This is a genomic window from Shewanella sp. ALD9, assembly GCF_002836315.1.
Classification (GTDB): Bacteria; Pseudomonadota; Gammaproteobacteria; order Enterobacterales; family Shewanellaceae; genus Shewanella.
The window spans coordinates 529,759-543,655 of sequence record NZ_PJCD01000003.1 but is presented as its reverse complement, the minus strand read 5'-3'; the positions used below and the strand labels follow the sequence as shown (position 1 = coordinate 543,655).

General features: G+C 41.3%; 11 protein-coding genes. 4 read left to right on the top strand and 7 right to left on the bottom strand.

The window, feature by feature from the left end; all coding sequences use genetic code 11:
- Window positions 1-20 precede the first annotated feature (20 nt).
- From pstB to CXF88_RS09985, 3 genes are read right to left on the bottom strand one after another with little or no spacing between them, the layout of a single operon-like run.
- On the bottom strand, window positions 21-839 hold the full coding sequence (gene pstB / locus CXF88_RS09995; RefSeq protein ID WP_101086707.1) for a phosphate ABC transporter ATP-binding protein PstB: 819 nt from the start codon (window positions 837-839) through the stop codon (window positions 21-23).
- A gap of 26 nt (window positions 840-865) precedes the next feature.
- On the bottom strand, window positions 866-2,527 hold the full coding sequence (pstA, locus tag CXF88_RS09990) for a phosphate ABC transporter permease PstA (protein WP_101086706.1): 1,662 nt from the start codon (window positions 2,525-2,527) through the stop codon (window positions 866-868).
- A gap of 58 nt (window positions 2,528-2,585) precedes the next feature.
- A complete protein-coding gene (locus CXF88_RS09985) occupies window positions 2,586-4,841 on the bottom strand; it encodes an ABC transporter permease subunit (RefSeq protein WP_101086705.1) in 2,256 nt (751 codons plus the stop codon).
- Between the two features lie 196 nt (window positions 4,842-5,037).
- On the opposite strand from CXF88_RS09985, the gene CXF88_RS09980 reads away from it, so the two are divergent.
- The 4 genes from CXF88_RS09980 to CXF88_RS09965 all read left to right on the top strand — a co-directional run bounded on the left by CXF88_RS09980 (window position 5,038) and on the right by CXF88_RS09965 (window position 7,939).
- The gene (locus tag CXF88_RS09980; RefSeq protein ID WP_011636830.1) at window positions 5,038-5,544 is read left to right on the top strand and encodes an ACT domain-containing protein; all 507 of its coding nucleotides are present in this window, start codon (window positions 5,038-5,040) and stop codon (window positions 5,542-5,544) included.
- Window positions 5,545-5,638: 94 nt separating this feature from the next.
- Complete coding sequence (locus CXF88_RS09975) at window positions 5,639-6,457, top strand: DUF2797 domain-containing protein (protein WP_101086704.1); 819 nt, start codon at window positions 5,639-5,641, stop codon at window positions 6,455-6,457.
- A 304-nt stretch (window positions 6,458-6,761) separates the two neighbouring features.
- On the top strand, window positions 6,762-7,367 hold the full coding sequence (locus CXF88_RS09970; protein ID WP_101086703.1) for a LysE family translocator: 606 nt from the start codon (window positions 6,762-6,764) through the stop codon (window positions 7,365-7,367).
- A gap of 29 nt (window positions 7,368-7,396) precedes the next feature.
- Entirely contained in the window at window positions 7,397-7,939 is a 543-nt protein-coding gene (locus CXF88_RS09965) for a DUF1415 domain-containing protein (RefSeq protein WP_101086702.1), read from the top strand.
- 446 nt (window positions 7,940-8,385) lie between these two features.
- On the opposite strand, the gene CXF88_RS09960 is transcribed toward CXF88_RS09965, so the two are convergent.
- From CXF88_RS09960 to CXF88_RS09945, 4 genes are all read right to left on the bottom strand, one after another.
- Window positions 8,386-10,386 carry a methyl-accepting chemotaxis protein gene (locus CXF88_RS09960; protein ID WP_101086701.1) on the bottom strand — a complete coding sequence of 667 codons (2,001 nt, stop codon included), beginning with the start codon at window positions 10,384-10,386 and terminating at the stop codon, window positions 8,386-8,388.
- Window positions 10,387-10,682: 296 nt separating this feature from the next.
- Window positions 10,683-11,489, bottom strand: a complete 807-nt coding sequence (locus CXF88_RS09955) for an alpha/beta hydrolase (RefSeq protein ID WP_101086700.1) — start codon at window positions 11,487-11,489, stop codon at window positions 10,683-10,685.
- Window positions 11,490-11,514: 25 nt separating this feature from the next.
- Window positions 11,515-11,880, bottom strand: coding sequence for a hypothetical protein (locus tag CXF88_RS09950; protein WP_162023454.1), 366 nt, complete (start codon window positions 11,878-11,880; stop codon window positions 11,515-11,517).
- Window positions 11,881-12,055: 175 nt separating this feature from the next.
- Entirely contained in the window at window positions 12,056-13,648 is a 1,593-nt protein-coding gene (locus tag CXF88_RS09945; protein ID WP_101086698.1) for an ABC-F family ATPase, read from the bottom strand.
- Window positions 13,649-13,897: the final 249 nt, after the last annotated feature.

Below are 13,897 nucleotides of genomic sequence, written 5' to 3'. Positions count from 1 at the left end.
TAAAAGCGTTTTAAGCAAGATTAACCGTAACGACCAGTAATATAATCTTCTGTTTTACGCTTTTTAGGGGTCGTGAAAATGGTGTTGGTATTAGCGTACTCAACCAATTCACCCATGTACATAAAGGCCGTTTGATCTGACACTCGTGCCGCTTGTTGCATGTTATGCGTCACAATCACCACGGTATATTTTTGCTTTAACTCAGTAATCAATTCTTCAATAGTTAAGGTTGAGATTGGGTCAAGTGCTGACGTTGGCTCATCGAGTAATAATACTTCTGGCTCAATGGCAATGGCACGGGCAATCACCAAACGTTGTTGCTGACCACCGGATAAGCCAAATGCATTGTCGTGTAGACGGTCTTTCACTTCGTCCCAAATCGCTGCGCCACGCAATGAACGCTCTGCCGCTTCGTCTAAATCACGACGATTACTTAACCCTTGCAAACGTAAACCATACACCACGTTTTCGTAAATTGACTTAGGGAACGGGTTAGGACGCTGAAACACCATACCGACGTTACGACGTAGTGCCGCTACATCGACTTTCTTGTCATAAATGTTCTGCCCATGAAGTAAGATTTCACCTTCAATTTTACAACTATCAACCAAATCATTCATGCGGTTAATACAACGTAACAGCGTTGATTTACCGCAACCACTTGGGCCGATAAATGCCGTAACTTGTTTTTTAGGGATCTTCATCGACACATCAAATAGCGCTTGTTTGTCACCGTAACGTAAATCAAGATTACGGATTTCAAGTGCGGTATCCTGTGCCGGTAAATTAGCTAAATCAACGGCTTCTGTTTGCATTGCTGAACTATCAATAGAAATCATTTTATCTTTCCTCAGGATATCGCTAATTAATGTTCTAGCGAACGGAATTTTTCACGTAAATGGTTGCGCACGCTGATAGCGGTTAAATTAAGAGCAACAATTACAGATACTAATAAGAACGAAGTTGCGTACACCAATGGGCGTGCGGCTTCTACGTTAGGGCTTTGGAAGCCTACATCGTAAATATGGAAACCTAAGTGCATGAACTTACGTTCTAAATGCACAAACGGGAAGTTCATATCAATCGGTAATGTTGGGGCTAATTTTACTACACCCACTAACATCAACGGTGCCACTTCGCCGGCAGCACGTGCCACGGCTAAAATCAAACCAGTCATAATTGCTGGGCTTGCCATTGGAATAACAATGCGCCATAAGGTCTCGGCTTTAGTCGCGCCTAATGCCAAGCTGCCTTGACGCACAGCACTCGGAATTCGGCTTAAACCCTCTTCGGTTGATACAATCACCACCGGCAAGGTTAAAATGGCTAAAGTTAATGCAGACCAAATCACCCCAGGAGAGCCAAATGTCGGTGCTGGTAACGCTTCTGGGAAGAACAATTGGTCAATTGAGCCGCCCATCATGTACACAAAGAAACCTAAACCAAACACACCATAAACAATTGACGGTACACCGGCTAAGTTAATCACCGCAATACGGATAAGCTTAGTAATAGGGCCTTTCTTGGCGTATTCGTGCAAGTAAATAGCAGCGACAACTCCAAATGGCGTCACGATAACGGCCATGAGCATCACCATAAATACCGTGCCAAAAATAGCGGGGAAAACACCACCTTCAGTATTGGCTTCACGCGGGTCATCACTCACAAAGCGACCTATTCCCACAAACCAGTGACCCACTTTACCTAGCAAACTCATGTGATTGACATAACTTACGTCTAAAATTGAGTCCAGTTGCAAGGTGACTTCAACACCGCGCATGTCTTTAATCACCACAGAATCACGCGCCGCTTTATCACGCAGGGCAAACAAGTCTTTTTCAAGCACTAAGTAGTCTTGGTTAAGCTGTTCGATTTGCGCCTTGATATCCGCTTTACGCTCAGCCGTTAATTCACCATCAAGCTCATAACCACGCTCTTTCAAACGTAGACGTTCCATTTGATAATTTATCGAGCCAATATCGCTTTTTTGCAACTCCAAGGCTTCGTCAGAAATTGCCACTGCGCGGTCGATATGGTCAAACAAAGACGCTTCTATGTCTGCTTCATTAGTTAGCTCTAAACGTTTACCGTCTTCGATTACCGCAACAGGATAACCGTAAAAATTACCGTTTTTAGTTCGTTCAAGTTTAGCGACATCAGCAGGCATAGAGCGGCTAACGATATCGGTTCCTAAAATCCAACGAAAATCTAAACCAACAAACTCACGGTTACCGGTTTTTACCAAGTAACGAGTAACAAACTCACCAGGGTGTTTGGCAAATTTATGACCAGCTGAAATTAAGCGCTCTGTAGGCACCTCTTCACGGTCGTAAATCTCACCAATTAAGGTACTTTTAACACCATTGTTGTCTTCGAGTTGCCATTCATAAACATCAGCAGGCCAAAAGTAACTCAAGCCACGCCAAGCGATTAACAGTAATAAGCCTAAAACGGCAATCAAACTGATACTAACGGCACCACCGGTCATCCAAATCCACGGTGAACCTGATTTAAACCACTTACCCATTGCACAAACCTCTCAAGGCGATTGGCGAATTAATCATTAATTGAGTCATCATCTTTCCTTACAGTGAGCTATAACGTTCGCGTAAACGTTGGCGAACAACTTCAGCAATGGTATTAAAGAAGAAGGTGAACACGAACAATACAAAGGCAGCTAAGAACAATACGCGATAATGCGTACTGCCAATGGCCGACTCAGGCATTTCTACGGCAATGTTTGCCGCTAAGGTACGCATACCTTCAAATACACTCCACTCAAGGATTGCAGTATTACCGGTAGCCATTAACACAATCATGGTTTCACCCACTGCACGGCCTAAGCCCATCATGATAGCCGAGAAAATACCCGGACTGGCGGTAAGCAATACCACCTTGGTCAGGGTTTGCCAGTTTGTTGCACCCAGTGCCAAACTGCCGTTTGATAAATGACGTGGTACAGAGAAAATCGCATCTTCAGCAATCGAGAATATGGTTGGAATGACCGCAAATCCCATGGCAATACCCACAACCAGCGCATTACGTTGGTCGAATGTGATGCCTAAATCATTGGTAATAAATTGACGAGTATTGCCGTCAAATAACGCCACTTCAATTATTGGGCTGATTTCAAAGGAGAACCAACCAATAAATAGAATCACTGGCAATAGCATTAGCTCTTGATAGGTTTCAGGTAAGCGTTGCTTCCATTTTTCTGGCAATTTACTCCAAGCAAATGCAGTGGCAAGTATTGATGTGGGCAATAACATCAACAACACCACAATGCCGGGCAAATGATCTTCAATCAGTGGCGCTAACCATAAACCAGCTAAGAAACCTAAAATAACCGTCGGTAATGCTTCCATGATTTCAATGGTAGGCTTTACTACATTACGCACTTTAGGTGTCATGAAGTAAGCGGTATATATCGCCCCCGCAATCGCCAATGGCGCAGCGAATAGCATGGCGTAAAATGCCGCTTTCATGGTACCAAATGCCAGTGGCATTAAGCTTAATTTGGCTTCAAAGTCGTCAGAACCAGAAGTGGACTGCCACACATATTGTGGTTCAGGGTAACCTTCGTACCATACTTTTTCCCACAATGCGCTCCAGGATATTTCTGGATGATCATTTTCAACAGAGAAAAGGTTAAGTTTGTTATCGGCCTCAATCACCAAGGCGTTTGAACGCGGGCTGAAGCCCATTTTACCTGGGTTAGTTAACTGAAATTTCTCGTCGAATAACTGACGTTCACTGGTTGTATAAAGCAGGGTTAATTCGCCATCTGCACTCAACACTGCAAAGCTTTTACGATAAAACTCTGTCGCCATTACACTGACTGGAGCAAGGTCATCAAACTCACGAATCTGCTGATATAAACGACCTTTTTCGCTATTAACTTGGAAGTACTGACTCACAATACCGCTGTCATAACTCACCAATATAGAGCTTGCTCCGGCAAGTAAATTTACTTGCTTAACTTCAGCATTCACTTTTTTAACATCGACAACTTGTAGTAACTCAATAGAGTCGGCATCGCGAGTGTTATAAATAAATAGTTTATTATTGGTACTCAAAATAAGCTGACGATGATCTGGAGTCATTATCGCTGATATAACATGATTAGGTGCATCATCAATAAACACTTCAACAGATGACCACTCAACTTCTTCAGTCATCATGTTTTCTTCGCCTTCTTGGCGATTAAGCTTCCAAGCACCATTGGCATTTTGGTAAGCAAAGCTCATGCGGCTGTCGCTAAAATCAAACACCAGATTATAAACAGCGCCCTCACTATTAATCGTTAATGGCGTTTCTCCCATCGGATAACGTAAAGTCGGCGTAATCAAGCGTTTATTGTCTGGGTAGGTTAATCCAAACTCAATGCCGACAACAATCACTTGGCCGTTGCTCAGCCCTAATGCAAAACGTTGCTCACTTGGGCTCGATTTAGCACTGCTGGTGACCGTTGTGCCTTCAGGAATTTTTGGCTTAAAAGATGAAATTAATTCACCGCTCGCGGCTGAATAAAAGTCAACTACACCCGATTCGGTCACGCGATAGAGCACTTCGTTTTGTTCATCGCTGCCAACAGTTAAGGTTTTAACATCAGCATGTTGATAACTCACACTCGTAACAGGTTCTATATGTGCCCCATCAAAAATGGGCTTGATGACATACAGCAAATAGAAAAATATTAATAACAGGGTGACAAACACTAATGTGCCGCCAACGGTTACCCCAATCTCTGCTGCTTTATCCTTAAATGCTCTGCGGGTTGCATGTCTATCAACGAGTAGACTTTTTTCCGCAGAACCAGGTTTATTGACCTGACTTTCCATTAAGAACCTCTAATAATTAATCGATGCCATAATTAGCGCTTTGAATGTGTAGTCTACTATGCTAACAATAAATATTTATGACTAAATATATGAAAGTAAACAGCAGTAAAACAATAACACAATCTTAAGTGGCTGCGATTATATGACGTAAATATGACATTTGTGTTACAGACATTATTTATAGGAGAAATATCGAATGATGCGTTATCTTATTACTCTTCAAGCACCTGATAGAAAAGGCTTAGTAGAACAAATTGCTAATGTAGTTAGTCGCCATGGTGGTAACTGGCTAGACTCTGAAATGCGCCATATAGACGGTATTTTTGCAGCAATATTACAATTAGAAGTGCCTGCGCTAAAATGGGATGAGTTAATTGACGCCTTGGAATGCATTGACGGCTTAACCTTAACCTTCGCTAAAACAACCTTAAGTGCTAAACCGATTAAACATTTGCACTATAACTTAGTCGCATATGATCGCCCAGGGATTGTGTTGCATATCTCTAATAAAATGAATGCCCTAGGCGTAAATATAGAACAATTTAGTAGCCAATATGAAACCGCCAGTCACACGGGCATTGCATTATTTAGAGCTACTATGGCATTAGGATTAACCGATCCGAGCCAAGAAGAGCAAATTACAGCATCACTATATGAAATGGGTGATGATGTTGTATTAGATAAACTGAGTAAATCAGCATAAGTTAATTTAGACATTGAAAACCAATTAAGTCTAAAATCCGTTTTGATCCTCTGTTAAACTGCCACAAAATAATGATGATAAAAATGGATTAACCATGTTTGGAACGCTATCAAAACTGAAAACCCACCTCAATGATAACCATGAGGTGGAATATCATTTACCTGTTGGTGAAGCGCGTTTGGCGCTTAACCCGCTTATTGGTAAGTCATTAACCATGACTCATACAGGTAATATTTTTTGCAGCAACTGCGGTAAAAAGACCAAGAAAAGTTATTCTCAAGGTCACTGCTACGTATGCATGACAAAACTGGCCAGTTGCGACTTGTGTATAATGAAACCAGAAACATGCCATTTTGATCAAGGCACTTGCCGCGAACCTGAATGGGGCATATCAAATTGCTTTGTGCCCCACTACGTGTATTTATCGAATACATCAGGCATTAAAGTCGGCATTACTCGCCATACTCAAATCCCAACCCGTTGGATAGACCAAGGGGCGACTCAGGGCTTACCGATTTTTAAAGTGTCGACCCGTAAAATGTCGGGCTTAATCGAAATTGAATTAGCTAAATTCATTAACGACAAAACCCATTGGCAAGCTATGCTAAAAGGCCATAATGATGATGTCGATTTGGTTGAACAAGCAGCCCAACTTATTCCGCTAATTGAAGATAAACTGCAAGCGCTCGCAGTCGAATACCAAGACATTGTTATTGAACGCCTTGATGCCAATATTCAAGCGATTAGCTACCCAATTACGCAGTTTCCGGTGAAAGTTAAATCACACAACTTTGATAAAATTGCTGAAGTCACTGGTATTTTGCAAGGCATAAAAGGTCAATACCTTATTTTTGATACTGGGGTAATTAATATTCGCAAGTTTTCATCTTATGAAGTAGACGTTAGTTATTAAATTATCTAGCGATTAACTTGCTAATGACTTGTAACTTAATCTCTAAAAACCGTCTACATGCCGAAATAACGAGTTCAAAGGTAAAATTTGAACTTGTTAAGTAAAAATGACCAACCAGAATTACACTTAGTAACTAATAATTTATTTGCTAAATATCAAACCGTTAACAGTAAAACGAGTGTTTTTTTAGTCTTGAAATGACAAATTTAACCAAGCGTTAAAAAAATCATTATGGTGAATCACTCATTTCCCCTAGAATTCGATTTATAAAAATATCTTATTAATTCACTACAGAGACCCTTTCATGGAGTTAGTATTCGCCATTGCTTTATTTGCTTTTTCTGCCGGTATTACTCCTGGCCCTAACAACATTATGCTAATGACCTCTGGGGTTAATTTTGGTATTAAGCGCAGTATTCCGCACTTAATGGGTATTAGCTTGGGTTTTCCGACCATGATATTAGCGGTCGGGCTTGGGTTAAGTGCAATATTTCAAGCTTATCCTTTTATTCATATTGTGATTAAAGTGATTGGTATTAGTTACCTACTTTATCTGTCATGGTTAATTGCCAATAGCAGCAGTAAAATGGAAGGTAAAAAAGTAAGCAAACCGTTTAGCTTTTTACAAGCGGCAGCATTTCAATGGGTAAATCCAAAGGGATGGATTATGGCGGTAGGTGCCATTGCTACATTTACCTCAGTACAACAAGAGATCAATAGCCAAGTCGTGACCATTGCCAGCGTATTTTTATGCGTGGCATTTCCGTGTGCGATTGTTTGGTTAGGGTTTGGCGTGGCACTTAAACGTTTACTTAAAAATGAGCGTCAGCAACGTATTTTTAATATCACAATGGCTTTATTATTAGTGGCATCGATCATTCCAATGATGTTACCGCCAGCAACCCACTAATCAATTTTTTAGCGTTAAAAGGTTAACTAATGGAACAACATGAATGTCTTACTCATACTGAAAATTGGGTAAAAGATGTCATTATGAAATACAACATTTGTCCGTTTGCCCGTCGAGAAGTCGAACGCGCTAGCATTCGTTATGTTGCCATTGAAGAAACTAAAACAAAGTCTGTGTTAAAGGCGCTAATTGAAGAGTGCCAATACTTAGATAATCATCCTGAAACTGAAACCACGCTGTTTATTTTGCCGCGAGGTTTTGAAGGTTTTTACCCTTATTTAGATTTAGTCGATTACGCTACCGATGAGTTAATTGAGCAAGGCTATGAAGGTGTTTATCAATTAGCGACCTTTCATCCGGACTATTGTTTTGAAGGTGAACCACAAGACAGTGCGGCTAATTTTACCAATCGCTCCCCCTACCCTTGTTTGCATATTATCCGTGAAGCCAGCATGGAAATGGCATTAGCCAACTATACTGATCCTGAATCCATTCCTGAGCGAAATATAGCTTTTGCGGAACGTAAAGGCAGCGATTTCTTTGTCCAATTACTGCAACATTGCACTAAATGAGTTGAGAAAGGTCACAGGCGATAAAGAGCGGTGGCTAGCGATGACAAACGATTAATAGCCTAGTGACTAGGGCGGACTTCGTCCTGCTAGACGCTGCGCGGCTATAAGAGCGGACAATAGTTGGCTCCGTGGTGTAGCAAAAAACCTTCAGACTTAGTCGCTCAAGCTTTTATAGCCTCTAGCCGCGAAGCGTTCTAGCATCTAGGCTCTTTCGCTTGTCATCGCCCTTACCGCTTGTTATCAATTTATAGCCTAGAGACTAGGGCGGACTTCGTCCTGCTAGACGCTGCGCGGCTATAAGAGCGGACAATAGTTGGCTCCGTGGTGTAGCAAAAAACCTTCAGACTTAGTCGCTCAAGCTTTTATAGCCTCTAGCAGCGAAGCGTTCTAGCATCTAGGCTCGTTCGCTTGTCATCGCCCTTACCGCTCGTTATCGATTTATCGCCTTAGCTTTTAGAAAGGATAAATTTGCTGACTTGTTGTGACATGTCACTGGCATCACTTAATAGGTTGTCATTGAGCAAAGCAATCTGTTGTGATATCTCCAGTGTATGGTGATAGATATCGGTGATTTTCATCGCATTACGATTTACTTCTTCTGCTACGGCCGATTGTTCATGTGTTGAAGCGGCAATTTGTTGGTTCATGCTGTCAATCACGCTAACGTGTTGAGCAATCAATTTAAGCTCATTGCCTGCATGTTGTGACTCTGTAACGCTTTGTTGTGCTTGTACTTGGCCTCGCTGCATAGCACTGACGGCAGTGGCTGCACCCGCTTTAAGGCGCTCGGTCATCGCTTTAATGTCTTCTGTTGAACGTTGTGATCGCTGAGCTAAAGTACGAACCTCATCTGCAACAACGGCAAAACCTCTTCCTTGCTCACCCGCTCTAGCAGCTTCAATTGCCGCATTTAATGCGAGTAAATTAGTTTGGTCAGCAATAGAGCTGATGACCGCTAAAATGGTCACAATATCTTGTACATCTTTATCTAAACGTTCAATACTTTGTGCGGCATTAGCTATCTCTTTAGCCAACAATTGAATCGCATCGCTAGTTTTACTGACATCATTGTTGCCACTCTGCACTTCGATATTGGCATTGGCTGAAGCTTCTGAAACCTGTACCGCATTGGCAGCAATTTCATGGACGGTTGCGCTCATTTCTGTCATAGCAGATGCAACTTGTTCGGCTTCTGACGAACCTTGTTCAACATCGGCTTGCATTGAACGAGTAAAGCCATTCATTTGTTCAACGGCATGAACCAAACTCAATGCATTTCGACGTACGTGGGTAATAACGTGTTCAAATTCTGCCATCATTTGATTAAATGCTATCGAGATTTGGCCAAACTCATCATCAGATTGATGGCTTAAGCGAGTGGTTAAATCAAACTGAGTACCAGCATGCAATATCTGCTTGTGTAGCTGACTTAAACTACGATGCAAATAGCGAGAAACAACCATGCTCATCACAATAACAAAAATCAGAGCCAGCAATAACACCGCGCCTGTGAGATACATATGCTCAGTTGCTTGTGACAATTTGTCTTGGCTTAATTGCGACAAATCTTGGCTGAATTGTTTTTCAAGCTGAGTTAACAGCTCAATACGTACCGTTGCTATTTTAAACCAATCTTCAGGGCTTTGCTGCGCCATTGCAGCGCTGTCTTGTGCAAAAGCAATTTCACGAAGTTGACTAACATTTGCCATAGCACTGTCTTGTTGGGCTTGTTTAAAAATGCGAATGTTTTCTGGGCTAGCTGCGGCAATAAACCGTTCGGCATAAGTTTGTTGTTCCGCCACCAAAGTGACAAACTTTCGATATAACCCAGGGGGGAACTCACTGCGACCAAAAGTTGTGCTGAGTACTGCTCGCTCTATTCCTGCGCGTTCTTTTAATTGTAAAAATGCTGCGAACGCTTTGAGTGTTATACCTATTTGGCTATCAACACTCTGACTAGCTGCATTATCAACCATAGATAATAATAGGGTGTTAATGCGGGTATAATAACTAACTTGCTCTGCGACACTGATGTTAAGGGCCGTGACATTATTACGCATTTGGCTTAGCTGATTAAATGCTGAAGCAACTTCATTATATGTGGATTGTAATTGTTGCGGAAAATCGTCTTGCTGAGCAACAAGATTAAAACGTTGAATTTGTATGTCTGTTTGAGCACGTTGAGTCACTAAATTGTCTTTAAATGCTTGTCCTTTAGAGCCGAGGAAACCGGCACTCATACCTCGCTCTTTTTGCAGTTCATGTACTAAGGAGCTATTGATAATGGCAACCTGGGTTAAATCAATAACCAGTGCTAACTGATGCTGAGTTTTGTACTCATTATTAAGGTACATACCACCGAATAAAATACTGGTTAATAAAGGGGGAATGACAAGTAAGGCCAGTTTACGCGAAATATTGAGGTTGCTAATCCATTGCCAATTCATACATCATCCTTTTTAAAACACTTGCGATAAGTAAATTTTTCTTCACTGAACCATAAACTAGATTAATAGATTTTGGTAAGTTATTTACAACAAACTCAGATCTTGCTCACAGCTAATTTAGTTTCTTTTAATTTAATAATGCTTTAAATACATATAATTGAGTAGTGAAAGTTATTCCACCTGCGTTAACGCCATACTTACGACATTGTCGGACAATAAAATCAATGAATGTTTTTATCGTGAATGGTTGCAGCGATAAACAAACTAAACACTATTTTTAGACCATCAATAACAACTTATAAACTGAGGCAAAACTCACTGATCAATTCAGGCCATTCATTAACCTCATCTATCGAGGCTGCAATGTGTAAGGTCGAATTAGGTATTGTGGCATGTAATTGAATGGCAGTTTCTATGGGATGGGTCTTGTCGCCGTGCCACGCTAAAATCAGGGTTGGCATGGTCAGTTCGGCAAGTTGCTGCTTACTGGGCAGGTCGTTAAGGGCGGCAGCGCGAAACAAATGATCTAGCGTTTGACGTGTCATTAGTTTTAATCCGTCGAGCATGCCTAATACACTATGTTCATGACCATTAATCAGCCAACTTGGAAGTAATTTATCCCAATGTTTAGCGTTTATTTTAGCTAAACCTTTACCACCAAAAATGCGCGCTGCTTTGGCCATTTTATGATATTCGCCTACTTGTACTGCACGAGCATGCCATGCTGTGGGCGGGTTCATCAAGATTAACCCTTTTACCTTATGCGGATGTTTTAATGCTGCGAACAAACACGTAGCACTGCCCATTGATTGGCCACCTAAAATAAGCGATGGCGTTGCGTTAAAGTGCGTCGCGATACTTATCATGTCATTGGCCAGTTCTGGCCATAAATAGTCTTCTACGCACTTACCGGCAGAAGATAAGCCATGGCCAACAGCATCATAGCGAATAAGCTGTAATTTTTTAGGAAACCGATGCCAGGCATATAAACCAATCGCATCTTCACTTTGGATACTGCCGGTTGACCCATGAGCCCAAATCAAAGTTTGTCCTTTACCATTAATGGAACAATTAAATTGATTGATATTAAATTGCTCTGTCATGATGCGGCACTCCTAATGAGGTTATTTATCCTCTTACTATTTCAATCAACCTATTAATAAATAATTTGATTGCATCTGTGGTATCAAACCGAAATGCTAAACCGTAATGAATTTCACTTAAGCCTTTGTTGCGACGAGTTGGAAATCGGGTCATTTGAGCATTGTGATAGTAATCATATTTCGCGTGTACCCCGTCAATCGTAGCCAGCTCAGTGGAAAAAACTTCAAATGCCGGACGAATGATCAGTAATGGCGTTTTTCCTTCTACATGCAAATAAACCGGCTCTTTTAACTCAGGTAGCATGTATTCGGTGACATTCTTAATATTAAAATTAGTACGACATTGCAGTTCATTCAAGGTTGATGCGACTTGTTCAAGGGTGATGCTCATAAAGTAGATGCCTGTGCTGGAGAATGTCATTGATTTATATCACTAGAGTATATGGCCTAGCCGAATAAATAAAAACAAAAAGCCCCGAACAATTGTTCAGGGCTAATGGTGTTAATCAGTGAGCATTGGTTACAAACAATGCTGGTTACTGACAGTACTGGTTATAAAACCAGAATTACGCGTCAATACCTTTACTCACTAAGAATTCGTCGTAAGTGCCTTTAAAGTCATTAATTCCGTTAGGAGTCACTTCAAGAATACGAGTGGCTAGTGACGATACAAATGCACGGTCATGAGACACGAACATTAACGTCCCTTCGTATTTTTCAAGCGCGTTGTTTAACGACTCAATAGATTCCATGTCCATGTGGTTGGTTGGCTCATCGAGTAATAAAATGTTCGGCTTTTGCATGATAAGTTTACCGAAATACATACGGCCTTTCTCACCACCAGATAATACTTTAACTGATTTTTTAATGTCATCTGCACCAAACAACATACGGCCTAAAATACCGCGTACAGATTGATCATCGTCATTTTCTTTGCGCCATTGGCTCATCCACTCGAACAAGGTCATTTCATTAGCAAAATCTGCTTCATGGTCCTGGGCGTAGTAACCAATATTGGCATTTTCAGACCAATTAATGGTGCCATCGTCTTGCGGGATATCATGTACTAAAGTACGTAACAAGGTGGTTTTACCCACACCGTTTTGACCCAAGATAGCAATACGTTCACCCACTTCAACCATTAGGTTAAGTTTGCTGAACAATGGTGTGTCGTAACCTTTGGCTAAGTTTTCAACCACTAATGCATTACGGAACAATTTCTTTTCTTGTTCAAAACGAATAAACGGATTGACGCGGCTTGATGCTTTGATGTCATCTAGCTTAATTTTATCAATTTGCTTAGCGCGTGATGTAGCTTGTTTCGCTTTAGATGCGTTAGCAGAGAAACGGGCGACGAAGGTTTGTAATTCAGCAATTTGCGCTTTCTTCTTGGCGTTGTCACTCATTAAACGTTCACGTGATTGCTGTGCAGCCATCATGTATTCGTCGTAGTTGCCAGGGAACACTCGTAGCTCACCGTAATCTAAGTCAGCCATGTGAGTACACACTGAGTTTAAGAAATAACGGTCATGCGAAATAATAATCATGGTGCTGTTACGTTGATTCAACATGTCTTGTAACCAACGAATAGTATCGATGTCCAAGTTGTTGGTAGGTTCATCAAGTAGCAGTAAATCTGGATTTGAGAATAGTGCTTGCGCCAATAACACACGCAATTTAAAACCTGGAGCAATTTCACTCATTAAACCAAAGTGTTGCTCAATGGAAATACCAACACCTAGTAGTAAGTCACCTGCGCGAGATTCAGCAGTGTAACCGTCCATTTCAGCAAATTCCATCTCAAGCTCAGACACTTTGATGCCGTCTTCTTCGCTCATTTCAGGTAAAGAATAAATACGGTCACGTTCTTGCTTTACTTTCCACAGTTCTCTGTGGCCCATGATCACAGTATCGACTACTGAAAAGTTTTCGTAGGCAAACTGGTCCTGGTTTAATTTACCCATGCGTTCGTTAACATCTATAGAGACGTTACCGCTTGATGGCTCTAAATCACCGGCAAGGATTTTCATAAAGGTGGATTTACCACAACCATTCGCGCCAATTAAACCGTAGCGATTACCGCCACCAAATTTTACTGAGAGATTTTCAAACAGTGGCTTAGCGCCAAACTGCATCGTGATGTTAGCTGTTGTAATCAAAATGAAATTCCAAATCGTGTTGTGTGTTAAAGCCCATATCAAATTGTAGTCTAATTGCTCGAGTTGACATCTATATGACTCAAGCAAACAAAAATGATATTGAAACTGGCATACGGCAGAGCCGAGGTAAATACGAAGCGCGACAGTGTAAGGATTTTTGGCCTAATTATCAACCTAGCAATGATACAAATACTGCCCGTTTTGAGATGTGACGGTGATGAAAGGAGTATTTGCGCGTCATTATAAATG